The 23,219-nt window shown below is 48.0% G+C and carries 24 protein-coding genes; 12 read left to right on the top strand and 12 right to left on the bottom strand.

The features are described from left to right. Positions 1-33: 33 nt before the first annotated feature. The 6 genes from GRF55_RS07070 to GRF55_RS07045 all read right to left on the bottom strand — a co-directional run bounded on the left by GRF55_RS07070 (position 34) and on the right by GRF55_RS07045 (position 4,952). Positions 34-219 (bottom strand): hypothetical protein, encoded by a 186-nt coding sequence (locus GRF55_RS07070; protein WP_220367751.1) that lies wholly within the window; start codon positions 217-219, stop codon positions 34-36. A gap of 21 nt (positions 220-240) precedes the next feature. Next, positions 241-1,425, bottom strand: a complete 1,185-nt coding sequence (locus tag GRF55_RS07065; protein ID WP_220367750.1) for an AIR synthase related protein — start codon at positions 1,423-1,425, stop codon at positions 241-243. A gap of 12 nt (positions 1,426-1,437) precedes the next feature. Next, complete coding sequence (locus tag GRF55_RS07060) at positions 1,438-2,196, bottom strand: shikimate dehydrogenase (RefSeq protein WP_220367749.1); 759 nt, start codon at positions 2,194-2,196, stop codon at positions 1,438-1,440. Positions 2,197-2,224: 28 nt separating this feature from the next. Further along, the gene (gene ubiE, locus GRF55_RS07055) at positions 2,225-2,956 is read right to left on the bottom strand and encodes a bifunctional demethylmenaquinone methyltransferase/2-methoxy-6-polyprenyl-1,4-benzoquinol methylase UbiE (RefSeq protein WP_220367748.1); all 732 of its coding nucleotides are present in this window, start codon (positions 2,954-2,956) and stop codon (positions 2,225-2,227) included. Positions 2,957-2,960: 4 nt separating this feature from the next. Next, complete coding sequence (locus GRF55_RS07050; protein ID WP_220367747.1) at positions 2,961-3,908, bottom strand: phosphoribosylaminoimidazolesuccinocarboxamide synthase; 948 nt, start codon at positions 3,906-3,908, stop codon at positions 2,961-2,963. An 87-nt stretch (positions 3,909-3,995) separates the two neighbouring features. Further along, positions 3,996-4,952 (bottom strand): PhoH family protein, encoded by a 957-nt coding sequence (locus GRF55_RS07045; protein ID WP_220367746.1) that lies wholly within the window; start codon positions 4,950-4,952, stop codon positions 3,996-3,998. A 174-nt stretch (positions 4,953-5,126) separates the two neighbouring features. On the opposite strand from GRF55_RS07045, the gene GRF55_RS07040 reads away from it, so the two are divergent. Further along, positions 5,127-6,542, top strand: a complete 1,416-nt coding sequence (locus tag GRF55_RS07040; protein WP_370626701.1) for a right-handed parallel beta-helix repeat-containing protein — start codon at positions 5,127-5,129, stop codon at positions 6,540-6,542. A gap of 43 nt (positions 6,543-6,585) precedes the next feature. Then, complete coding sequence (gene cdd / locus GRF55_RS07035; protein ID WP_220367744.1) at positions 6,586-7,068, top strand: cytidine deaminase; 483 nt, start codon at positions 6,586-6,588, stop codon at positions 7,066-7,068. Positions 7,069-7,076: 8 nt separating this feature from the next. On the opposite strand, the gene GRF55_RS07030 is transcribed toward cdd, so the two are convergent. The 5 genes from GRF55_RS07030 to GRF55_RS07010 form a co-directional block, all read right to left on the bottom strand. Further along, on the bottom strand, positions 7,077-8,183 hold the full coding sequence (locus tag GRF55_RS07030) for a glycosyltransferase family 1 protein (protein WP_220367743.1): 1,107 nt from the start codon (positions 8,181-8,183) through the stop codon (positions 7,077-7,079). Next, positions 8,180-9,178: a glycosyltransferase family 2 protein gene (locus GRF55_RS07025; protein ID WP_220367742.1), complete on the bottom strand. Its 999-nt coding sequence runs from the start codon at positions 9,176-9,178 to the stop codon at positions 8,180-8,182. Before GRF55_RS07025 ends, GRF55_RS07030 begins: the two co-directional genes overlap by 4 nt. Continuing rightward, entirely contained in the window at positions 9,130-10,053 is a 924-nt protein-coding gene (locus tag GRF55_RS07020; protein WP_220367741.1) for a glycosyltransferase family 2 protein, read from the bottom strand. The genes GRF55_RS07025 and GRF55_RS07020 overlap by 49 nt, the downstream gene beginning before the upstream one ends. 351 nt (positions 10,054-10,404) lie before the next feature. Continuing rightward, positions 10,405-11,613: a clostripain-related cysteine peptidase gene (locus GRF55_RS07015; protein ID WP_220367740.1), complete on the bottom strand. Its 1,209-nt coding sequence runs from the start codon at positions 11,611-11,613 to the stop codon at positions 10,405-10,407. 1 nt (position 11,614) lies between these two features. Next, positions 11,615-14,386: a valine--tRNA ligase gene (locus GRF55_RS07010; protein WP_220367739.1), complete on the bottom strand. Its 2,772-nt coding sequence runs from the start codon at positions 14,384-14,386 to the stop codon at positions 11,615-11,617. Between the two features lie 165 nt (positions 14,387-14,551). Here GRF55_RS07010 and mazG point away from each other — a divergent pair, with 165 nt between their 5' ends. The 10 genes from mazG to rpmA all read left to right on the top strand — a co-directional run bounded on the left by mazG (position 14,552) and on the right by rpmA (position 21,324). Next, positions 14,552-15,367 carry a nucleoside triphosphate pyrophosphohydrolase gene (gene mazG, locus GRF55_RS07005; RefSeq protein ID WP_220367738.1) on the top strand — a complete coding sequence of 272 codons (816 nt, stop codon included), beginning with the start codon at positions 14,552-14,554 and terminating at the stop codon, positions 15,365-15,367. Positions 15,368-15,379: 12 nt separating this feature from the next. After that, positions 15,380-15,937, top strand: coding sequence for a lipocalin family protein (locus GRF55_RS07000; RefSeq protein ID WP_220367737.1), 558 nt, complete (start codon positions 15,380-15,382; stop codon positions 15,935-15,937). Between the two features lie 3 nt (positions 15,938-15,940). After that, positions 15,941-16,858, top strand: coding sequence for a ribonuclease Z (locus GRF55_RS06995; protein ID WP_220367736.1), 918 nt, complete (start codon positions 15,941-15,943; stop codon positions 16,856-16,858). A 466-nt stretch (positions 16,859-17,324) separates the two neighbouring features. After that, positions 17,325-17,576, top strand: a complete 252-nt coding sequence (locus GRF55_RS06990) for a T9SS type A sorting domain-containing protein (RefSeq protein WP_370626700.1) — start codon at positions 17,325-17,327, stop codon at positions 17,574-17,576. A 116-nt stretch (positions 17,577-17,692) separates the two neighbouring features. Next, positions 17,693-19,126 (top strand): L,D-transpeptidase family protein, encoded by a 1,434-nt coding sequence (locus GRF55_RS06985; RefSeq protein ID WP_255563744.1) that lies wholly within the window; start codon positions 17,693-17,695, stop codon positions 19,124-19,126. Positions 19,127-19,128: 2 nt separating this feature from the next. Next, positions 19,129-19,680, top strand: coding sequence for an RNA polymerase sigma factor (locus GRF55_RS06980; protein WP_220367733.1), 552 nt, complete (start codon positions 19,129-19,131; stop codon positions 19,678-19,680). A 60-nt stretch (positions 19,681-19,740) separates the two neighbouring features. After that, positions 19,741-20,097 carry a hypothetical protein gene (locus GRF55_RS06975; protein ID WP_220367732.1) on the top strand — a complete coding sequence of 119 codons (357 nt, stop codon included), beginning with the start codon at positions 19,741-19,743 and terminating at the stop codon, positions 20,095-20,097. Between the two features lie 6 nt (positions 20,098-20,103). After that, on the top strand, positions 20,104-20,535 hold the full coding sequence (locus GRF55_RS06970) for a hypothetical protein (RefSeq protein WP_220367731.1): 432 nt from the start codon (positions 20,104-20,106) through the stop codon (positions 20,533-20,535). A 200-nt stretch (positions 20,536-20,735) separates the two neighbouring features. Further along, positions 20,736-21,053, top strand: coding sequence for a 50S ribosomal protein L21 (gene rplU, locus GRF55_RS06965; protein ID WP_220367730.1), 318 nt, complete (start codon positions 20,736-20,738; stop codon positions 21,051-21,053). A 13-nt stretch (positions 21,054-21,066) separates the two neighbouring features. Beyond that, entirely contained in the window at positions 21,067-21,324 is a 258-nt protein-coding gene (rpmA, locus tag GRF55_RS06960) for a 50S ribosomal protein L27 (RefSeq protein WP_220367729.1), read from the top strand. A 114-nt stretch (positions 21,325-21,438) separates the two neighbouring features. On the opposite strand, the gene GRF55_RS06955 is transcribed toward rpmA, so the two are convergent. Further along, positions 21,439-23,025, bottom strand: a complete 1,587-nt coding sequence (locus GRF55_RS06955; protein WP_220367728.1) for a peptide chain release factor 3 — start codon at positions 23,023-23,025, stop codon at positions 21,439-21,441. Between the last annotated feature and the right edge of the window lie 194 nt (positions 23,026-23,219).

The following is a 23,219-nucleotide window of genomic DNA, read 5'->3' as shown; positions in this document are numbered from 1 at the left end:
AGATAAATGCTTACTTTTCTCTAATATCTGTTTCTATTCCTTGCTTTTGTTCTTATATCTGGAATAAGAGAAGGAAAAGACAAATACCATGGCTATTGCTCCGCAGATGTTTCCCCACTTGGTTGTGCCAACCTGTATGCCGTCATAGACAAGAATCAGATTGGCAACGAGCAGAATCGCTGCAAATATCATGGCGAAGATGGCTAAAGGTTTGTTCATGCGCTTTGATGTTTTCTGGTGTTAATAATTAAATTCTCCAAACTCGCTCTTGATGGTGAGGCTCTTCCTGCCTTCCTCAATATGACCGACAATCTGTGCGTCGATATTGAACGACTTCGAGATGGCGATGATGTGTTCTGCGATTTCGGGTTGCACATAGATTTCCATACGGTGTCCCATGTTGAACACTTGGTACATCTCCCGCCAGTCGGTCTGCGAACAGTCGTGGATAATCTGGAACAACGGCGGTACGGGGAAAAGGTTGTCTTTCACGACGTGGCAGTTGTCGCTGACGAAGTGCAGGACTTTGGTCTGCGCGCCACCCGTGCAGTGCACCATGCCGTGGATTTCCCGGCGGTGACGGTCGAGCATCTGTTTGATGACCGGAGCGTAGGTTCGCGTTGGAGAGAGTACAAGTTCGCCTACGGAAAGCCCATCTCCAATCTCTCTTCCGTAGGGAGAGGTTTCTGTCAACTTATATTTCCCGCTATACACCAACTCGTCGGGCACGTTATGGTCGAAACTTTCTGGATATTTTTCTGCCAGATATTTGGAAAAAACGTCGTGGCGTGCGCTGGTCAGTCCGTTCGAGCCCATGCCGCCATTGTATCGCTTCTCGTAAGTAGCCTGTCCTGTGGACGAGAGTCCGACGATGACGTCGCCCGGTCGTATGTTTGCGTTGTCGATGACATCGGCTCGCTTCATGCGACACGTGACGGTGGAATCGACGATGATGGTGCGCACCAGGTCGCCTACGTCTGCCGTCTCGCCACCCGTTGCGTGTATGCCGATGCCCATGTCTCGGAGTTCTTGGAGAAGCTCATCTGTACCGTTGATGATGGCAGAGATGACTTCGCCTGGGATGAGGTGTTTGTTGCGCCCGATGGTGGAGGAGACAAGGATGTTATCGACAGCGCCTACGCAAAGCAGGTCGTCGGTATTCATCACGATAGCGTCCTGTGCGATGCCTTTCCACACACTCAGGTCGCCCGTCTCTTTCCAATACATATATGCCAGCGACGATTTGGTGCCTGCTCCGTCGGCGTGCATGATGTTGCAATACTCGGGGTCGCCTCCCAGAATGTCGGGGATTATTTTGCAGAACGCCTGCGGAAATATCCCTTTATCGATGTTCTTGATGGCTGCGTGCACGTCTTCTTTGGCAGCAGAGACACCACGCTGCATGTATCTGTCTGTAGTATTCATGATTTAGGTTTGTTATAGATAGTTCTCTTCTTCGCCGTTCCATATCTCCCAGCTTACGAATGCCTGCAGCAAGAGCATCTCAAGTCCGTTCTTCACGGTTGCCCCGCGCTCGGCACCCAGTCGGAGGAATTTCGTCTCGTCGGGATTGTAAAGTAAATCGTAGAGCAACGTGTGGCTGTCCATCGCCTCGTAGGGCAACTTCGGACATTCGTCGATGTGCGGATACATGCCTACAGGAGTGCAGTTGACGATGACGTTATATTCGCGTACGATGTCTGCTGTAACCTCTTCGTAAGTGATGGCGTTCTTCTTTTTCGTGCGACTGACGAACAATGTCTCGATTCCGAGCGATTGGAGACCGTACTGAACGGCTTTTGCCGCACCGCCAGTGCCCAATATCAGCGCTTTCTTATGGTACGTATTCAATATCGGTTCGATGCTTTTCGTGAAACCTATCACGTCGCTGTTGAAACCTTTCAGTACCGTTTTGTTGCCCTTGTGCTCGATGCGTATCACATTGACGGCGCCGATAGCCTTCGCCTCCGGGCTCAACTCCTTGATGTATTTCAGCACCTGCTGCTTGTACGGAATCGTCACATTGAGTCCCTTCAAGTCCGGGTTGGAGTCGATAATCTCCTTAACGTCTTCAATTTGAGGTATCTCAAAGTTCTCATACACAGCATCGATGCCCTCGCTTTCAAACTTCTCGTTGAAGTAGCTGATTGAAAACGAGTGGCCTAAAGGATAACCGATAAGTCCGTATTTGTCCATATTCTGAAGCGTATAGATGTTTGTTCTTTTACTTTTTCGCAAGATACATGGTGCAGATGCCGCATGTCAGTCGTTTGAAAGATGATTCTTCGAAGCCCGCCCGTTGCAGGATTTCCACCATTTGCTCGCCCTGTGGGAACGCCTCGATAGTCGCCGTGAGATACCTGTAGGCACTCCCGTCCTTAGAAATGAGCCTCCCGTATAGTGGCAATATCGTGTGGCTGTACAGCCAGAATAGTTGCTTCATCGGGAAACGGACGGGCGAGGTCAGCTCAATAATGCTCAGATGACCACCCGGGCGCAGCACTCTGTGCATCTCCCTAAGCCCTTTGTCCAAATCGGGAAAGTTGCGGATGCCGAACGCAGCAGTAACCGCATCGAAGCTGTTGTCGGCAAACGACAGCTGCATACAGTCCTCCTTGGCAAACGAAATGACATCATCAAGCCGCTCCTTCTTTACCTTTTCGCGCCCGATTTCCATCATTCCTTCACTGATGTCGGCTCCGACAAGCCGTTTGGGAGAGAGCATCCGGGCAGCAAGAATGGCAAAGTCGCCAGTCCCCGTAGCTACATCCAGCACCTCTTTCGGTGCGAATGGTGACAACTGGGCGATGGCTTTTCGCCTCCATCCGCGGTCGATGTTCCACGAAAGGCGATGGTTCAGCGTGTCATAAGCGGGAGCAATGTTGTCGAACATTTCCTCCACCTGTTTCCCTTTGTCTCCCTTGCGGTAGGGAGTTATTCTTTCCTGTTGATACACGATACTAACGTGTTGCTAAGTATTCGCGAACATTCTTTTCAATGCGGGCGGCAATATCACCAGCCTCGGCAGCCTTGTCGAAGCGCTCACCGATGATGTGCTCATAGAGTTCGATGTATCGTTCACTCACGCTTTCAGCATATTCGTCGGTAATTTCGGGCATCGTCTGTCCCGGTTCGTTCATGAAATCGTGCTCAATGAGCCACTGGCGAACGAACTCTTTTGACAGTTGGCGTTGCGGTTCGCCCTTCGCGAACTTCTCTTCATATCCCTCTGCATAGAAATATCGGCTCGAATCAGGGGTGTGAATCTCATCAATGAGGTACACCTTGCCATCGCGCTTACCGAATTCATACTTCGTGTCAACAAGAATCAAGCCCTGTTTTGCGGCAATCTCCTGACCACGTGCAAAAAGTTTTCGCGTGTAATCTTCCATCACCGCATAGTCTTCAGCACTAACAAGTCCCTGCGCAATGATTTCTTCTTTTGATATATTCATGTCGTGCCCCTCATCCGCCTTGGTCGTAGGAGTGATGATGGGTTCTGGGAAACGCTCGTTTTCACGCATGCCATCGGGCAGACGTACGCCGCAAATCTCCCGGCAGCCATTCTTGTAGTCGCGCCATGCCGAGCCGGTGAGGATGCCCCGGATAATCATTTCCACACGAAAACCTTCGCATTTCAAGCCAACAGTGACCATCGGGTCGGGCGTAGCCAGTTTCCAATTCGGGCAAATGTCAGCAGTAGCATCCAGGAACTTGGCTGCTATTTGGTTAAGAACTTGCCCCTTGAAAGGGATGCCTTTAGGCAGGATGACGTCGAATGCCGAAATGCGGTCGGTTGCCACCATCACCAGCAGGTCGTCGTTGATGTCGTACACGTCGCGTACTTTACCATGGTACACGCTTTTTTGTCCTTCGAAATGGAAATCGGTTGTAGTTAATGCTTTCATCTTAATGTTTGAATCTATGTTCTTGAATATGAGTAATGTGCAAAGATAGTCATCTTTTTAGGAATACGCAAATAAATGCTTAAAAACCTATCGTTCTTCACTCTTTGTTGCCTTGTCGGCTGCTTCGTAAGCGTTGACAATGCGTGTGACGAGCCGATGGCGTACAATATCTTTCTTCGTAAGTTCCACGACGCCGATTCCCTCTATCCCTGTCAGGATGCGGAGTGCTTCCTTAAGTCCGCTTTTTTGTTCGCGCGGCAGGTCTATCTGTGTCATGTCGCCCGTGATAATCATCTTGGTGTTCCATCCCATACGGGTGAGAAACATCCGGATTTGTGCCGGAGTGGTGTTTTGGGCTTCGTCGAGTATGACGACCGCATCGGAAAGCGTCCGTCCCCGCATAAATGCAAGTGGCGCGATTTGTATGACGTGTTTCTCCATCATGTCTTGCAGTTTGGCACCGGGAAGCATATCTTCGAGCGCATCATAAAGCGGCTGGAGGTATGGGTCGATTTTGTCTTTCATGTCGCCAGGGAGGAATCCGAGTTTTTCACCGGCTTCAACGGCGGGACGGCTCAGGATGATGCGCTTGGCAGTCTTTTCCTTGAGCGCTTTGACAGCGAGTGCTATTGAGAGATAAGTCTTTCCCGTTCCGGCAGGTCCTACGGCAAACACCATGTCGTTTTGCTGATAGGCGTCGATGAGCCGTTGCTGGTTTTCAGAGCGGCTCTTGATGGGTCGTCCAGACGTGCTGTAAACGATGATGCCTTTTGCAGCGTCAGCTTCGGGCAGTGTCCCATTGATAATGTTAATGATGTCCTCTTCCGTGATTTTATTATATTTTGCCAAGTGTAGCCGTATCTGTTCTATGTGCTGTTCAAGCCGCTCGGTCTGTTGTTCTTCTCCCATGATTTTGATAATATTGTCGCGGGCTACGATGCGCACCTTTGGGAAAAGCGCCTTGAGCAGTTGCAGATGGGCATTGCCCGTCCCGTAGAAAGAGACGAGGTCGATGCCTTCAAGTATAATATGTCTTTCGATCATAAGTGATTTTGTTTGTGCAAAGATACGTCTTTTTTGAAAGCTATAAAAGTAAAAAACAAAAAAATATAGAAGAATGTTTAATGTAAAATGCTATTGTCATTTGACAATAAAAAGGCGGCAATAGCGTTATATAGATTGATGATACGTATTTTGAAATACTTTTTATGTGCGACTTTGGCAGTAATTGTTATTGCCTGTACGGATGATGATAGCTTCACGGCGTCGCCAAATAATCGTCTGACGTTCTCAACCGATACGGTGGGAATGGATACGGTTTTCTCCAGTGTACCTACCTCCACCCGCACCTTTTGGGTGTATAACCGTTCGGGGGATGGGATTCGATGTTTGAGTGTCGGACTTGAAAGGGGAAATCAATCTGGTTTCCGGGTGAATGTTGACGGCAGTTATCTGGGGTCATCATCAGGCTATCAGGTATCGGATATCGAGGTGAGAGATAAGGATAGTATCCGCGTGTTCGTAGAGTTGACCTCACCGTTGAACCATGGCAACACGCCTCAGAAGATAGAGGACAACTTGGTGTTCCGTCTGGAGAGTGGGATAGAGCAGAAAGTGAATCTGAACGCTTGGTCGTGGGATGCCGATATGATGCGTGATGTCGTTGTGGAAAGCGATATGACCATCGGCGGAGATGTTCCGGTGATTATCTATGGAGGTATCGTTGTGCGTGAAGGGGCAACGCTGACTCTGAATGACGGTGTGACGCTCTATTTTCATGATGGTGCCGGCATTGACGTGTATGGGCGTCTGGTCGTGAATGGCACGGCTGAGAAGAACGTCGTGTTGCGTGGCGACCGCTTGGACCGTATGTTTGACTATCTGCCGTACGATCATGTGAGCGGACAGTGGAAAGGCATTCGTTTCCATGAGAAATCATACGAGAATATCATTGATTATGCTGACATCCATGCAGCTTGTGATGCGATTGTCTGCGACTCTTCGGATGTGACCCGCATGAAACTGCTGTTGTCAAACTCGATTGTTCACAACTCGAAAGGCTATGGTGTGGAGGCGGTGCATTCCAATGTGGATATCCGGAACTGTCAGATAACAAATAGTTTGAATGATTGTCTGGCTGTTTATGGCGGAAAGGTCAGTGTCTGGCATTGTACGCTTGCCCAGTTCTATCCCTTTGATGCAGCGCGTGGCATGGCATTGCGGTTTACTAATTATCGTGACGAATATGTCTATCCCTTGCAGGATTTCACTTGCGTGAACACGATTGTGACAGGCTATGCGGATGATGTCCTCAGCGGAGCTTTCAAAGATGAGACAACGGCTTTCTCTTGGCAGTTCAGCCATTGTCTCTTGCGGACACCACAACCCGAAACTGATTTGGAGAAGATGGTGGAAGTGGTGTTTGAGGAACCCGAAGACACGACCGTGTATGGTGTGAAGAATTTTGAGAAAATAGACGATAAACTGTTGCGTTACGATTTCCGTCTGAGTAGCGTGTCGAAGGCTGTCGGGACAGCAGATAAGGAGAATTTCTTGGAGTATGACCGGCTGGGCATCCGTCGCAAAGAATCGGCACCGGACATGGGGTGCTATACCTATCGTGCGAAAGAATAGGATTTTTGAAGAAACTGTGTATGAACAAAGATATTAACAGAATATGAAAGAAATAGGGTTACACATTAAAATCCATTTTTATGAGATGGAGGAGTTGCCAAAAGAGGAGCGTGAACTTGTTGAGAGAGCCATTGCAGCGACCGACCATGCTTATGCGAAATATTCTAATTTCAGGGTGGGTGCGGCAATCCGCCTGTCTGACGGGTCGGTCATGATAGGTGCGAACCAGGAGAATGCCGCTTTCCCGTCGGGCTTGTGTGCCGAGCGGACGGCTATTTTTGCGGCTCAGGCGCAATATCCTGAGAAGGCAATCACGATGCTTGCCGTTGCTGCAAGAAACGAGAACGGACTTTTGAAGGAGCCTGTCACGCCATGCGGCTCATGCCGACAGGTGATGCTTGAGGTGGAAGACCGCTATCAGCAACCGATGAAGGTGCTGCTCTATGGGACAGATGGCGTTTATGTCATCGATTCGGCGAAAGACATGGTGCCGCTTTCTTTCATCAGCGAAAACCTGAAAGGGTAGTTCCTTCCTTATTTTTCCAAAAGCTTTTTGTAGAAGTTGACGTATTGTTTCGCAACTTCGATGTAGTCATGGTGTCGGCGGATGTATTCCACGCTTTGCCGTTTGAGTTCTGCCAATCGTTCTGGGTGCAGGATGAGTTGTTCCGTTTCGTGATATACACTTTCCCGTGTCGGTTGTACGTTGATAATGGGTCGCAGTTCTTTTTCTCCAATCAGTTCGTAGTTTTCCGGTTCGCCTCCGCCAATACACACGATGCCTTTCGACATAGCGAGCAGCGAGTTCATGGATGGTGTGTAGCTGTATAGTTGGTCTAAGATGGCATCGGAGCCGTTGAGCAGTTGCTGATAGGTCTCAAAGGGGACAGACTCAACCTTTATCACCTCCATTTGTTCCGGATATTTGCGTTGCAGTTCGAGTGCTGCCTCCAGCATGATATCTGTTCCTTTGTATGCACTTCTGGTTTTGTTGATTCCGATAAAGATTTTGATTTTTCCGTCAGTTTTTTCTGTCGGTTTCCAATGCGGATTCTCCATCTTGATGGGGTATGGAATGTACGTCGTCTTTTCAGGGAAGGCTGGCTGATAGCAGACGTGGTATTCGTAGAGTCCTGTCACGATGCCGTCGCACTCGTTGGCTATCTCTTTGTTCAGTCGCTCTTTCGCAGTGCCGAGCCAGTCTTTCCGTTCTTTGAGTGCATCAGCGTCTGTTCGCAGTTCGTTTCCGATATTGAAATCACTGTATCTCAGTGGTTTCTCTGTGCAACAGGTGTTTACCCAGTACCAGTCCATGCCGAATCCGCAAAGTATCACTTTCCGGTTATGCCGTCTGAGGTAGTGGTATATCGGGAAGATGCGCTCTGCTTTCAGTTCGAGGAACATGGGGTTGATGAGTTGTACGATGTCGAATCCCCGTAGTCGAGGCAGCAGTCGATAGAGTTTTGCCAGATATTTGATGCCTCCCCATTTGGTGTAGGTGCGCACCAGGTTGATGTCTCTCGGGTAGTTTTTCCAGAAATCTCCATTCGACATGACCGTCACTTCATGTCCGAAGTGTTTCAGTCCTTCGGCAAGTGTCGCATGCACGTTGCTGTATTCTCCTATAAGTAGTATCTTCATCGTTCTTTGTTGATAAGGGGGATGACACGCATGAGCAGGCTGAGCCCTTTTGATGAGTTCGTCATTCGCCTGAACCAGGTGTATTTTGTGGTATACCGGCGGTCGGGAAGTGGGAAAAGTCCTTTTTGGTGCAGGTCTTTTATTTGTCGGTCCAGATAGCGTCGCGACCTTGTTTCCCGAATGACGTTGTAGAGATAGTCCATCGTCAGTTGTGCTACCCGCCGTTGCAGGGCGCTCTTGTCGTTGGGTGCCATGCGGTCAGCCTGCAGGTTCAGCCGACAGATGATGTCCTTTGTGTCGTTGAGTCTTTTCAGGCGTTTCCGGATATTCTTGTCGGTCATGATGGAGTGGGGGCGCTGTTGGTACAGATAAGCCTTTGCATTTGTCGTGCGGACGTTCTCTATTCTCAGCAGCAGGAGTGGTGTGAACTCTTCGTCTTCGTTGAAGATGCCTGGCGTAAATCGCAGGTCTCCGAGTATGGAGTGCTTGAACATGTAGCCGCAGGCGGTAGCACGGATGTTGTTGCGGCGCATGTATTCACTGCCGCTCAACGGTTTGCTGATGTCGAACGGTTCTTTCTTCGTGTCTCCTTCGGAATGTGTGAAGTCGAACAGAAGCATCTCGGGGCTTTTCTCTCTGACGATGTCCAGGCAGAAATCGTAGGCGGCAGGTAGCAGCCGGTCGTCGCCGTCGATAAATTGCAGATATTCGCCCCGTGCCATTTGTATGCCGGCATTGCGTGCCTCGCTGAGTCCCTTGTTCCTCTGTCTCAGATAGATTACTTCGTCACCGTATCTCATCAGTTCGTTGATGGGGCTTTCTTCCGACCCGTCATCCACGACGATAATCTCCCGTTCGCTCTCTTTCAGTGAGAGTTCCCGGATGCTGTCTATGCATTCGCCAATGAGCTTTGCAGGCAGATTGTAGCAAGTGATGATAAAGCTCACTAATGGCTGCGCCGACAGAGTTTGTGAATGGTTTTGTAGAGTTTGCATAAGCCTTTGGTGCCGAATATTTTTTGTAGGAATAATTTCGTCGAACACTCTGTCCACCCGATGTTGAGTTCGGGCAGTATGGGCGTGTTTCCCGTCATTTCGCAGACATCTATCTGAATGTTCAGAATCTTCTCGTAATAGCTTTTCAACATTTGGGGCGTGTATCCCTCGTCGTTGCTGAGTCGGTTGAGCATCATGACGTGGCTCTCCAAGAGTTGTGCCAGTTCCTCTCCCGTGGCAGTCGCCGTGATGCCTTGCGGGTTCCAATAGTAGTAATACATGCCTTCCGGAGTGGTTGCTGCAACACGGCTGTTTGCTAATAGCCGGGGCAGGGTGTAGGCATCTTCGAACACTCTGCCTTCAGGGAAACGCACGTCATGGAACAAATCGCGTCTGTAGATTTTGTTCCAAGCGTATGTATGCTCATAGACCTTTTCCTCAAGCCAATATGTCGTCATGCAGCGATACGCCTTTTTGGGAAATGTCAGCACTCTCTGTCTGTCGGATTGGTAGAACAGGCAGACAGGATATTCCAGTATGTCGTATTCCGGATGCAGTTTCAATTCCTCCATGAGCGGTCTCAGTGTGTTTTTCCCTATCGTGTCGTCAGAATCCATGAAGGTGATATAGCTGCCCTGAGAAAGTGCGATACCCGTATTCCGGGCTGCCGACAGCCCTTTGTTTGCCTGGTGGACGACGCGTAACTGGCGATGCTTGGCTGCCAGTTCGTCACAAATGGCAGGGCTGCGGTCGGTGGAACCGTCGTCGATGAGAATCACCTCCATATCATTGAAGCCCTGTGTGAGAACGCTGTTCACACATCGTTCAAGACTTTCTTCGACCTGAAATACCGGTATGATTACACTCAGTTTCATGTTACAAATGTAGGCATTTTTTTTCAAACGCTCTTTCTTTTTAAGGAGATATTTTCATTCTTTGACGGGGTTCGTCGTTCCCTATATATATAATAATGTGTACGCTTGCTGACGGAAGATGTGCTGTCGGAAAAAAAAACAGCAACTTTTTATACCTCGTTCAACCCTTGCATAAGCATGTGAATATGTATGCAAAAACAGGGGGTTAAACTTCCGTTTTTCAAAAGTTGAACTTTCAGCGTGCAAAAGTTCAACTTTTGGAAGACACTTTACAAGCGATTGATATTCAAGCGTTTACGAAACGTCTCTCGTTGATGCAGGTCTTGTATAAATATACATTTCCGAGGGTGCTCAATGGGTGGCGCCGTACCAAGATGTCTTTTCGATGTTCTTGGTCACTGCCGGATTTTTTGATGGGTCGGACACGGTGAGCCCGGAGAATGCGTTGAGCGCGATTCGTTTCTCGTTGTGGTCGGAGTAGAACGTCGGTGTGTTCACTTTGTGCACCACAGTTTTGCTCAGTTGGGCATTGAACTGGTTCAGTAAGGCGTTGTCCTTGCACAATCGTGCGGCGTAGTCGCCGAGATCAAAGAAAATGGAAACGGTCAGTCCGTCGAGCACTTGAATCTTCTTTGCGTCATCGTCGTTCAGCGTAAACTCGCTGTTGATGCGTTTCATGACGGTTGCCAGCGCCTCTGTTTCCCTGCAGTCGGTGACGGAGAGCGTGCCACAGGGCGGGTTGTATGCGTTGTAGAAACTGAGGAAACCTTTGCAGACGTTGTTGAATTCGGCATTGAGCAGATAGGCTCCAACCTTCTCGTAGGGTATCCCTTCCATGAATATCTCGCATGTGGAAGCAATGAGGTAATCCGTTACGGCGCGCAGTTCGTATGCCGTCTCGATGTTTGCCATGTAGCAGTCGTCGAAGAGGATATAGCCCATGTGCAGATTCTCTCGTTTGAGCGCATCAGCCAGTGTCTTGATGTCGGCTTGAAACTTGGTATCCGTCTGGTGTCCGAAGTATCTTGTGCGGGGAATCTTGTTTACTTTTCCGAAAAGTGACGGCTTGGCGAGTGTGCTTTGCGGAACGGTCGTGCCCACGGGCAGCCATCCCATGCCGTGACTTCCGATGAGCAGGGCGTATTTCTCAGCAGGTGCAGCCGTCTTCATGTCATGGAAAATGTTGCTGATGCCCTCTTCTGTGTTGAGAGTGGGCGAGGTGTATTCCTGCAAAGTGTCGCAGATGCATTTTCCGTTCTTGATTTTCACTTCGAACAGGTGGGATTTCCTGTCGGATTTGGAGATAAATACCAGTACGCGTTTATTGCTGATGCTGCTTTGATTCTTGCTGATGGTATTCTCTAAATGTTTGATGTTGTTGAGAAATGCGTTGTATATGGTGCTGCCAGCCCATGGCATATAGAAAAAGAAAGTCTGCTGCGTTGTTGACGCTTCGCGGTTGTTGATGTTGTATTCCTCTTCACAGGAAAAACAGATTCCTATCGCGCAGAGGGCGAGAAGAATGTGCACGACTCTTCTTTTTTTTAGCAGCCACTTCATCTTACAGTTTCTCTTTTAGGTCGGCAATAGACTTTCTGAGGGCATCGATTTTCTCTTCCGAATCGCTCTCTTTCTTGCGTTCCAGGGCGACGACAGCTTCCGGTGCGTTGGCAACGAACCGCTCATTGGAGAGTTTCTTCCGTATGCCGGCAAGGAATCCTTCGAGGTGCTTGAGCTGAGCCTCCTGTTTCTCGATTTCCGACTTCACGTCGATAAGCGTTCCGAGCGGTACGGCAAACTCGTCTGTCCCCACCATGAAGGTGCTGGCGTCGGGAGCCTTTTCGTCCACTTGCTGGATGTCGGACAGGTTGCCCATCTTAATCATCAACTCATGATAGTCTTTGAAGCGGTCTGTATGAATCGCCTGTAATTGCAACTTCTCCTTTGGCGGGATGTTTTTCTGATTGCGAACCATTCGTACGCCGCCCACTACCTGCTTCACTGCCTCGATGTCGCCAATCAGTTTGCCGTCGTTGGGAGTAGGAGAACTGATGTCGAGTCGCTCGAGCATGATGGATGCTCCCTTCGGTCGCTGATAAAGCGCTTGCCACAATTCCTCCGTGATGAACGGCATGAACGGGTGGAGCATTTTCAGCAGGGCATCGAAGAAGCCGAGCGTTGCCTCCATGGTCGTGTTGTCGATGGGTTGTGGCTGTCCGTCAATATAGGCAGGCTTGATCATCTCCAAATACCATGCGGAGAACTCGTCCCAGAACAGTTTGTAAACTTCCATCAATGCTTCCGATATGCGGTATTTCGAGAACTGGTCGTTGATGGATTCGTTTGCCGCGCGGAGCTTGGCTTGGAACCATTCAACGGCTATCCGGCAAACTTCCGGCTGCTCCGTCTCAGCCGTCTGCCATCCTTTCACCAGTCGGAAAGCATTCCATATCTTGTTGTTAAAGTTACGTCCCTGTTCGCAGAGAGTCTCATCGAAGAGGATGTCGTTGCCGGCAGGCGCCGAGAGCATCATGCCCATGCGTACGCCGTCGGCACCGAACTTCTCTATCAGTTCGATGGGGTCGGGAGAATTGCCAAGCGATTTCGACATCTTCCGTCCGATTTTATCGCGTACGATTCCCGTGAAATAGACGTTCTTGAAAGGCACGGTCTTCATGTATTCCTCGCTTGCCATAATCATGCGCGACACCCAGAAGAAGATGATGTCGGGTCCAGTCACCAAGTCGGATGTAGGATAATAGTAATTCAGTTCCTCGTTGCCGGGATTGTTGATGCCGTCGAAAAGGCTGATGGGCCACAGCCATGATGAGAACCAGGTGTCGAGCGCATCTGCTTCCTGGTGCACGAGATGGGTGAGGGCGAAGTCGATATTCTTTTCATCATATCCCTTTTCTTCGTAAACCTTCTTAATCATGTCTTTTGCAGCGTCTTCGTTTTCTGCAACGACAAACTCAAAGGCGGCATCTTCTGTCGCGTACGTATCTTTGATTTCGGTCGGATAGTACCACGCAGGTATGCGGTGACCCCACCACAACTGTCGGCTGATGCACCAATCCTGAATGTTCTCCAACCAGTTTTTATAAGTGTTCTTATATTTCTTGGGATAGAACTTGATGTCGTCGTTCATGACGGGCGGCAGAGCGATGTCTGCAAAGTGCTGCATTTTCAGGAACCATTGCAAAGAGAGGCGCGGCTCGATTGCCGTGTCGGGGTTTCGCTCGGAATATCCTACTTTATTGACATAGTCCTCCACCTTTTCCAGTAGTCCCGCGTCCTGCAGGTCTTTGGCAATCTGTTTCCTGCAATCAAAGCGATCCATGCCTACATACAACGGGCTGGCATCTGAGATGGTGCCGTTCGCATTGAATATGTCGATGGTCTCGAGATGGTGGGTCTTTCCCAGCATGTTGTCGTTTACATCGTGGGCAGGCGTAACCTTCAGGCAGCCCGTTCCGAACTCTACATCCACATAACGGTCCTCGATGACGGGGACAACGCGTCCGACGAGCGGCACAATGACTTTCCGTCCCTTCAGCCACTGGTTCTTCGGGTCTTTCGGATTGATGCACATGGCGGTGTCGCCCATGATGGTTTCCGGACGTGTCGTGGCAACTACGGCATAGTAGCCCTTCGCATCCTTATGGATGATGTTCCCCTCGTTCTTCAGTTTTTCTATATTTTCCAGTTCTTCGAGTCCATCCACATAGTATTTCAAATGGAAAAGGTGGCTCTGCTCTTCGCGGTAGATGACCTCCTCGGTGCTTAAAGCCGTCAGTGCTTTCGGGTCCCAGTTCACCATTCGCAGTCCCCGATAGATGAGCCCCTTGTTATATAAGTCAACAAACACCTTGATGACACTCTCCGAGCGTTTCTCGTCCATCGTAAAGGCAGTCCTGTCCCAATCGCACGACGCACCTAACCGACGCAACTGTTTCAGAATGATGCCTCCATGCTCATGGGTCCAATCCCAAGCATGTTTGAGGAACTCCTCACGCGTCAGGTCACTTTTCTTGATGCCTTTCTCAGAGAGCTTTTTCACAACTTTGGCTTCGGTAGCAATCGAAGCATGGTCGGTGCCGGGAACCCAGCAGGCATTTTTCCCCTCCATGCGTGCACGGCGCACAAGAATATCCTGAATGGTATTGTTCAGCATGTGTCCCATGTGCAGCACGCCGGTCACGTTTGGCGGCGGTATCACCACCGTATAAGACTCTCTGCTGTCGGGCTTGCTTGAGAAAAGTTTGTTCTCAACCCAGTAATCATACCATTTTGATTCAACCTCTTTCGGATTATACTTTGTTGCCAGTTCCATATATTCTTTCTGTTTTATCTGATTTTCTTCAAAAAACATTTTCAGCCTACAAAGATACAGTAAACCCCAAACAATACAAAATAAATTGCTCTTTTATTTTTCTCATAGGCGTCGTATTATAAAATAAATATGTATCTTTGCAACATCAAAAGAAAAGTAAGAGAAATGCATACGCGTGAAGAAAAACTGGAAGCATTCGGACGCTTGCTCGATGTGTTGGATACACTTCGGGAGAAGTGTCCGTGGGACAGGAAACAGACCAACGAAAGTCTTCGCCCCAATACGATAGAAGAGACCTTTGAACTGTGTGAGGCTCTCCTGCGAAACGACACACATAATATCTGCAAAGAGCTCGGCGATGTGATGATGCACGTCATGTTCTATGCGTTGATTGGGAGTGAAAAGGGAGAGTTTGATATTGCTGATGTGTGCAATGCCGAAGCAGACAAGCTGATATTCCGCCATCCGCATGTCTATCCGCCCACTTCCGAAGAGATGAAAAAGACGGGATTCGAGCAGGCGGTAGACAGCAGTGAGGTGTTGCAGAACTGGGAGCAAATCAAACTGAAAGAAAAAGACGGCAATAAGAGAGTGCTCTCCGGAGTGCCCAACTCGCTTCCGTCGCTGATTAAAGCCTATCGGATACAGGACAAGGTGCGCAACGTGGGATTTGATTGGCAGCAGAAAGAAGACGTCTGGGAGAAGGTGCATGAGGAACTGGGTGAGTTGGAGGCAGAACTCCGCAAGGGTGACGAGGAAAATGCAACGCAGGAATTTGGCGATTTCTTGTTCAGTCTGATCAATGCGGCACGCCTCTATCATCTTAATCCAGACAATGCGCTCGAGTTGACAAACCAGAAGTTTATTCGCCGTTTCAATTATGTGGAAGATAGAGCCGTTTCGCAAGGTAAGTCTCTTAAAGACATGACGTTGCCAGAAATGGATAAACTTTGGAATGAAGCAAAGGAAAAGGAAAGATAAAAGCATTTGAATATGAAAAGGAATAACATTTTTTTAGTCGTTCTCACTCTTTCGCTGTCGGTCTTTTTCGGTTGTAAAGATAGCAAGCAGCCGACGGAAGCAAAGATTATCGGCGGACTCGTTGATGAGGAAGTGATAGACACAACCATCTATGGCAGGTGTGTGGATGGCGGAATGAGCTCGTTGCTCCTGGTGAATGAAAGCGGCGATACCGTCGAGTTTGTACTGGAAACAGTCGATACCGTTGCAGATGTGCAGGGAGGCGTGTTCGTTGGCGACAAAATGGCAATAATCGGCGAAGAAGTCGATGGTGAACTCTTTGCGAAGAAGGTAATCAACCTCACCTCTTTGCTGGGTAAGTGGACCAGTCTTGACAGGAACTTCGATATCAAGGACAATGGAGTGGTGGAGTCGCACCTGACGACAGAGTCCAATCCTTACACGTCATGGTCTATTGTCAATGGGCGGTTGGTGCTTTCTTCAGACACTTTTGACGTCTTGAGCCTGGGACACGATTCGCTCAGTCTTGAAAACAAAAAGGGAATCTACGTTTTTAAGCGGCAGAAATAGCGATTGGAACCGTTCAGAGTACATATATTGGGCTGTGGCAGCGCAACGCCTAATCCGCGGCATTACACCTCCTCGCAAATCGTGGAAATCAGAGGGAAGTTCTTCATGATTGACTGCGGAGAGGGAACGCAGATGCAGTTGTATAAAACCCACATCAATTTTTCGAAATTCAATGCCGTTTTCATTTCCCACCTGCATGGCGACCATTGTTTCGGACTAATCGGAATGATATGCTCTTTCGGCTTGTTGGGGAGGATGGCGCCGTTTCATATTTATGCACCGGAAGAACTCTTTCCGATGTTTGAAATGCAGCAGCGCATGTTCTGTCACGACTTGGGTTTTGAAATCGTCCAGCATCCTATCGACACAACAGTTTCGGAAACAATTTATGATGATCGCAGCCTGACGGTCCAGACGATACCTCTGGATCATCGAGTGCCTTGTTGTGGCTTTCTTTTTAAGGAAAAACCGACTTTGCCCCACATCCGGAGGGACATGATAGACTTTTATCAGATACCCGTCAGCCAGATAGCCAATATCAAGAATGGCGCAGACTGGACGACATCCGAGGGAGAGGTCGTTCCCAATGAGCGCCTGACCAGTCCGCCTGATGCTCCCCGTTCGTATGCCTATTGTTCGGATACGCGCTATATGCCAGATCTTTTCCGCCAGTTGAAAGGTGTGAATATGCTCTATCATGAAGCGACCTATGCGGATGATTACCTTCCCAATGCGTGCAAATACTACCATTCCACAGCACGGCAGGCAGCACAGGTAGCACGTGATGCCGGGGTGGGGCAGTTATTGCTGGGGCATTACAGCGCCCGTTATAAAGACGAAAACCAGTTGCTTCAAGAGGCGAAAGAAGTCTTTCCCGATACATTTTTGACCAACGAAATGAAGGTGTTCAGTGTTAAATAATGTGATTTAACAACATTCCGAATCAGCCATTTGCCTTTGCATGAATATGCAGCAAAACGTATGGATATGCATAGTTAAACTTTCGTTTTCCAAAAGTGCCACTTTTACGTTCCGAAAGTTCCCCTTTTGCGTCCTAAAAGTTGCCCTTTCGCAAGCTAAAAGTTGCCCTTTTGAAAACCGTCTGCTAACCTGTTGGATTACAGATGTTTATAATTCGTTATCCAAGAACGCCCCTAGTGTATAATTATGCAGATGTAACAGTGTGCGAAACGGGTCGTAGGGGCAGTGAAAAACACTACTATTTGTTAAATAATACTAATAAACGAAATGTTTATACAATATTTTCTTGTATTTCTTTTGTGATTCCGCATTTTTTTGTATTTTTGCACCAAACTATAAATGTGTGCGTATGATAAAAAAGATACTTACAATATGCTTTTCTGCGGCTTTAATCCTTTGTGTTCCAATGATATCAAGAGCAATTACCGCCGTGGAAATCATCGACAATGACATACAGACTATCACGATTTCTGTGACGGAATCAACGCTCCATGTTGCCGGTGCAAATGGACAGATGTTGCAGATTTACAATGTGGCAGGTATTTGTGTCATGAACATAAAGGTCGAAGGTGCTGACAAGCGTTATGAACTTAATCTTCCAAAAGGTTGTTACATCGTAAAAGTAGGAAAGGTAACTCGCAAGATTTCTATCAGATAATCAGTCGCGTATGCCTGTTTTCAATAACCATGATTTTCTTGGCAATGAGTACTTCATCTTGCCAAGAAAATTCTTTTAATCCCAATAAGGAACTCACCCTTGATGCTTTTTCCGATATGCGGAATTCCAAATACCAACTGAATCATTCCCAGATAAACCGGAAATTACAGCGCCTGGCAAAGACGGAGTTGAGCGCAACGGCAGCTGACAGGCAGACGCTGAGGCACTATATTGATGGTGGTGAATATCTTTGGATTACCTATGATGGCGTGGACAGTCGTGCAGACACCCTGTTGAACTATCTCTCCCATGTCAGTCGGATGGGGTTCAGCGAGCAGCCTTTCAGTGTCGGGCAGATTCGGAAAGACTTGGAGCGTGTGCGCACGTTGGACTTCAGTAAGTTTGAGATAAACGATGTGTATGCCCGTCTGGAATTTAACCTTACAAAAGCATACTTCCGCTATTGTGCCGGGCAGCGTTATGGATACGTGAATCCGGAATTCGTGCTTAACCGTTTTGACGTGCGCGACTCCGATTCCGTCAGGGTTCGGTACAATCGGGTGTACGATGTACGGATGGAGCATCCGACGGACAGTTTTTTCCATGTTGCGATGCGGAAAATCATGCCCGACAGTTTGGGGCGCTTCCTCCAGTATGTGGAACCGCAGGGAGACATGTATAGAAGTCTGGCAGCCGAGCTTCGGCGCACGGACATCAGTCCGGCATACCGGCAGAAGGTGCTTTGCAACATGGAGCGCTGTCGTTGGCAGACTAAGCAGAAATGGGAAGGGGAGCAGAAATATGTTTTGGTCAACATACCGGCTTTTCGTCTTTATGCCGTAGGAGGCGACTCGGTCCTCAGCATGAAAATAGGATGTGGCACGGTGAAGACCAAGACGCCATTGCTGAACAGTTCTTTGATGCGAATAGATGTGAATCCCAAATGGGTTATTCCGTATAGCATTATAAAGAAAGACATCGCCCACCATGCTGGAGATGAGGGCTATTTCCAACGCCGACATTATTATATATGTGAGCGCCCGTCATTTAAGAAAGTTCCCACGTCCAGCGTCACGAGCAGCATGTTGTTGAGCGGAAAGTATTCGGTGGTGCAAGAAGGCGGTGCTGGCAATTCGCTGGGACGCATCATCTTCCGCTTCAATAATAATTTTTCTGTCTATTTGCATGACACATCGACACCTGCGTTCTTCAGCAGAGACAACAGGAGCGTCTCCCATGGCTGTGTCCGTGTGGAAAAGCCGTATCAGTTGGCATTGTTCCTTTTGGGTGACGATTCTGACGGAGTGGCGGATAAGATAAAATATTCCATGGAGACAGATCTCACGAATAAGCAAGAACTTCCTCCGGAAAAGCGTCCGAAGATAGACAAGTCGAGGTTGGTCAATACCATAAAAGTAGAGCCTCAAGTGCCGTTGTTTATCACCTATTACACCTTGTTTCCCAGTCAGGATGGACATTTGATGGAATATCCCGACGTGTATGGATATGACGGTGCACTCTATAAATCCCTTCAAAAATACCTTCAGTAATAATGGCAAACTACGACGAATCGCTCATACTCAATCAACTGAAGAATCCTGCAACGCAAAGGCAGGCATTCGAAAGTCTGGTTAGTCAGTACAGTCAGATGCTGTATTGGAAGATTCGGCGTATCGTTCTGACTCATGATGATGCGAATGATGTCCTCCAGAACACCTTCCTGAAAGCATGGATGGCACTCGATGATTTTAAGGGTAAGTCGAAGATTTCCACATGGTTGTATCGCATCGCCGTCAACGAGTCGCTGGACTTTCTTCGGCATAACAAGAATGTCACCGATACTGGAGGCGACGAGAGCCTGGCTGTTGTCAAGATGCTGACCAGCGACCCTTATTTCGACGGAGATGAAGCACAGGTGTTATTACAAGCCGCTATTGCCATGCTGCCGGATGTGCAGCGGACGGTTTTCAATCTCCGCTATTTTGATGAGATGAAATACAGTGAAATCAGCCAGCTGCTCGGAACATCCGAAGGAGCACTGAAAGCCTCTTATCATATAGCCGTGCAAAAGATTACTGCATACATAGAAAAAGAGAGCGGTTAATATATTTGTTATTTAAATTAAACTTTTTTTTGTAATTCACGTCATAACGTAAAACAAACCATGAAAATGAATGAAGAAAAGCTGATAGAAGAGAGATTTTCAAAGGAAATGCCGTTCAAGGTTCCCGAAAACTATTTTGAGGATTTTACGGCACAGATGATGTCGCAGCTGCCGGAGCGTAAGCCGAAACAGTCTCGTCAGCGCCCTTATATGTGGGTTGCAGCTTGTTTCTGTGCGGTAGCATTAGGTATCGGGGCATACCTTCATTTCAATCAAAAGGTGGTGTCTCCCGCAAACTCTTCCTCTGCGGGACAGCTGGCAGCAGAAGTAGGTCATGAGGGTGACTTGCTTGATCAGGCAGCTGATTATATGATGTATGATGACCATGATTTTTATGCATATTTGTCTGAAGAATAAGAAAAGATGATGAAAAAACTGATATTAATACTCGCCTTGTCTTTCTCGTTCCATACGCTTTGTGCGCAACAGAAAGATCGTAAGTTCGATAAGGAAAAATTCAAAGCCGAACTTTATCAGTACATAACCAATCAGGCGTCACTTACGTCCCAAGAAGCAGCAGCCTTTTTCCCATTGTATGAAGAGATGCTGGTCAAGCAGCGCGCCCTTTTCGTGAAAAAGAAGAAGTCGTGCAAGACAAAACCCGCAGACGAAAAAGGATGCCGTCAGTTGATCCTGAACATGGATAAACTGGAAATTGAGATGAAGGAAATACAGGCGCAGTATCATAAGAAGTTCCTGCATGTGATGCCCGCAAGCAAGCTTTATGACGTACTGAAAGCGGAGGAAAACTTCCATCGCCAGGCATTTAAGCGTGTGGCACACAGGAGGCGCTGAAGTGTGTATCGTAGGCAGCGGGAAGGTTGATATATTCCAGATGTGTTAATAAACCGTAAATACGCGGTAATATATCAGTCATTTTTTAGGTTATACCAATTATTGTTCGTAAATTTGCAGCCGATTTAGTCCGTAGGGGCTCGGAAAAGTGCCGGCACGAAGTCGGACGCCTCGCGGAAACCGTTTTACAATAAAGAAAAATGTACGCAATTGTAGAAATTAACGGTCAACAGTTTAAGGTGGAAGAGGGAAAGAGACTTTTCATCAACCACATTCAGGAAATTGAAGAAGGAAAGACTGTTGAATTTGAGAAGGTTCTGCTCGTTGACAACGGCGGAACCGTAACGGTAGGCGCACCGACCGTAGATGGTGCGAAAGTAGTGGTAGAAGTGGTAAATCCGCTGGTGAAAGGTGACAAAGTCATTGTCTTCAAGAAGAAGCGCCGCAAGGGCTATCGCAAGAAGAATGGTCATCGCCAGCAGTTTACAGAAGTAAAAGTTAAACAAGTAATCGCTTAGGAGGACGTTAATTATGGCACATAAAAAAGGTGTTGGTAGTTCAAAGAACGGACGCGAATCAGCTTCACAGCGGTTAGGTGTCAAAATTTGGGGTGGTCAGAAATGTGTGGCTGGTAACATTATTGTTCGTCAGCGTGGCACAAAACATAACCCAGGAGAGAATGTAGGAATTGGTAAGGATGACACGCTGTATGCACTTGTTGACGGTACGGTGAATTTCCGTAAGACCCGCAACGACAAGAGTGTTGTTTCTGTAATACCGGAAGCATAGGCAGTATTTTCAATACAATTCTAAGAAGAATGAAGCATCCCGGATCTCAAACGAGAGTCGGGATGTTTTTTATGTGTTTTTGATAGGTAGATGCTTTTGATAAATGAGCCGATGTCAGAACTCGCTGGTGAAGTGAAACCGGATTGATTTGAAGTCCTCTTGTGCCATTTGCAGCACGTATCCGGAGTCGGCAAGAAATACGTCGCGGCCCTCGCGGTCTTTGGCTATATATTGGTATTTGCGCTTTTTGAAGTTGTCGAGTTCTTTCTCGTCGTCAGCTTCTATCCAACATGCTTTGTAGAGATGTATAGGTTCCCATCGGCAGCGGGCATTATATTCGTTTTCCAATCGGTATTGAATCACTTCAAACTGGAGCTGTCCTACGGTTCCGATGATTTTTCTTCCGTTGAACTGGTTGACGAAAAGCTGCGCCACGCCTTCGTCCATGAGTTGTTGTATTCCTTTTTCGAGTTGTTTTGATTTCATTGGATCATCATTCTCGATATATTTGAACATCTCCGGTGAGAACGAAGGGAGCCCCTTGAAATGTATCTTTTCGCCCTCGGTGAGCGTGTCTCCGATTTTGAAGATGCCGTTGTCTGGTAGTCCGACGATGTCGCCGGGCCATGCTTCGTCAATGGTTGATTTGCGTTGTGCCATGAACTGTGTGGGAGAGGAGAAACGGAGGGTTTTCCCTTGTCGCACATGAAGGTAGGGCTGGTTACGCTGAAACTTACCGCTGCATACTTTGCAGAATGCGATGCACGAGCGGTGGTTGGGGTCGATGTTTGCTGTGATTTTGAAGATGAATCCGGTGAACTTTGGTTCGTCGGGTGTGATTTCGCGTTCTTCCGCTTTGGTGGGTCGCGGTGATGGTGCAATTTCCACGAAGCAGTTGAGCAGTTCCTGTACGCCGAAGTTGTTGAGCGCAGAGCCGAAGAATACCGGTGCTACTTCGGCTGCTTGGTAGTTTTCGACGTTGAAATCGGGATAGACGCCATCCACCAGTTCCAAGTCATTGCGCAGCTGTTCGGCATCTTGTTCGCCTACTTGCTCGTCAAGCTGTTTGCTTGTAATGTCCACTTCAACTTTCTCCGTGACCCGTTGTTTGTCGGGAGTGAAGAGGTCGAGTTTCTTCTCATAGATATTATATACACCTTTGAACTTTGCTCCTTGATTGATTGGCCAGCTGAGTGGGCGCACCTTGATTTTGAGTTCTTGCTCCAGCTCGTCGAGCAGGTCGAACGGGTCGCGTCCTTCGCGGTCCATCTTGTTGATGAAGATGATGACAGGTGTACTTCTCATTCTGCAGACTTCCATCAGTTTCCTGGTCTGTGTCTCTACGCCTTTTGCGCCATCGACAACGATAATGGCAGAATCCACGGCTGTAAGTGTGCGATAGGTATCTTCCGCAAAGTCTTGGTGTCCAGGGGTGTCGAGGATGTTCACCTTGTATTCCACATCTGAGTTCTCAGGTGTATAGTCAAATTCCATGACAGATGTAGATACGGAGATTCCGCGTTGTTTCTCGATTTCCATCCAGTCGCTCGTGGCGGTCTTTTTTATCTTGTTGCTCTTCACGGCGCCTGCCACTTGAATCTGTCCTCCGAAGAGCAGGAACTTCTCCGTCAGTGTGGTCTTTCCTGCATCGGGATGGCTGATGATGGCAAACGTGCGTCTGCGTTCTATTTCCGGGTTCATCTTTCTCTTCTTTCTATGATTTGCGTGTGCAAAGATACGGCTTTTTTGAGAGTTGGGAAAGGAAATAGTGGGAAAAGGGAACTTATTATTAAGCTTTTTGTGATATATATATATGGTGGCTGTTGATACACATTATTATATATATAGGGCGTAAAAAGTGTCTCTTTGTAGAATTAAGTGACAGTTTCAGGTGT

Source organism: Prevotella sp. Rep29, from assembly GCF_019551475.1.
GTDB lineage: Bacteria > Bacteroidota > Bacteroidia > Bacteroidales > Bacteroidaceae > Prevotella.
Note: the sequence above shows the minus strand (reverse complement) of the source record. Positions and strands in the feature narration are given on the sequence as shown.

Coding starts and splice junctions, on each gene's coding strand:
- GRF55_RS06955 (WP_220367728.1), bottom strand. CDS start 23,025: ATGAACCCGGAAATAGAACGCAGACGCACGTTTGCCATCATCAGCCAT.
- GRF55_RS07060 (WP_220367749.1), bottom strand. CDS start 2,196: ATGGACAAATACGGACTTATCGGTTATCCTTTAGGCCACTCGTTTTCA.
- GRF55_RS07065 (WP_220367750.1), bottom strand. CDS start 1,425: ATGAATACTACAGACAGATACATGCAGCGTGGTGTCTCTGCTGCCAAA.
- rpmA (WP_220367729.1), top strand. CDS start 21,067: ATGGCACATAAAAAAGGTGTTGGTAGTTCAAAGAACGGACGCGAATCA.
- GRF55_RS06980 (WP_220367733.1), top strand. CDS start 19,129: ATGGCAAACTACGACGAATCGCTCATACTCAATCAACTGAAGAATCCT.
- GRF55_RS06975 (WP_220367732.1), top strand. CDS start 19,741: ATGAAAATGAATGAAGAAAAGCTGATAGAAGAGAGATTTTCAAAGGAA.
- GRF55_RS07020 (WP_220367741.1), bottom strand. CDS start 10,053: ATGAAACTGAGTGTAATCATACCGGTATTTCAGGTCGAAGAAAGTCTT.
- GRF55_RS06990 (WP_370626700.1), top strand. CDS start 17,325: ATGATATCAAGAGCAATTACCGCCGTGGAAATCATCGACAATGACATA.
- GRF55_RS07000 (WP_220367737.1), top strand. CDS start 15,380: ATGAAAAGGAATAACATTTTTTTAGTCGTTCTCACTCTTTCGCTGTCG.
- GRF55_RS07030 (WP_220367743.1), bottom strand. CDS start 8,183: ATGAAGATACTACTTATAGGAGAATACAGCAACGTGCATGCGACACTT.
- mazG (WP_220367738.1), top strand. CDS start 14,552: ATGCATACGCGTGAAGAAAAACTGGAAGCATTCGGACGCTTGCTCGAT.
- GRF55_RS07070 (WP_220367751.1), bottom strand. CDS start 219: ATGAACAAACCTTTAGCCATCTTCGCCATGATATTTGCAGCGATTCTG.
- rplU (WP_220367730.1), top strand. CDS start 20,736: ATGTACGCAATTGTAGAAATTAACGGTCAACAGTTTAAGGTGGAAGAG.
- GRF55_RS06970 (WP_220367731.1), top strand. CDS start 20,104: ATGATGAAAAAACTGATATTAATACTCGCCTTGTCTTTCTCGTTCCAT.
- GRF55_RS07015 (WP_220367740.1), bottom strand. CDS start 11,613: ATGAAGTGGCTGCTAAAAAAAAGAAGAGTCGTGCACATTCTTCTCGCC.
- GRF55_RS06985 (WP_255563744.1), top strand. CDS start 17,693: ATGCGGAATTCCAAATACCAACTGAATCATTCCCAGATAAACCGGAAA.
- GRF55_RS07050 (WP_220367747.1), bottom strand. CDS start 3,908: ATGAAAGCATTAACTACAACCGATTTCCATTTCGAAGGACAAAAAAGC.
- GRF55_RS07045 (WP_220367746.1), bottom strand. CDS start 4,952: ATGATCGAAAGACATATTATACTTGAAGGCATCGACCTCGTCTCTTTC.
- GRF55_RS07025 (WP_220367742.1), bottom strand. CDS start 9,178: ATGCAAACTCTACAAAACCATTCACAAACTCTGTCGGCGCAGCCATTA.
- GRF55_RS07010 (WP_220367739.1), bottom strand. CDS start 14,386: ATGGAACTGGCAACAAAGTATAATCCGAAAGAGGTTGAATCAAAATGG.
- cdd (WP_220367744.1), top strand. CDS start 6,586: ATGAAAGAAATAGGGTTACACATTAAAATCCATTTTTATGAGATGGAG.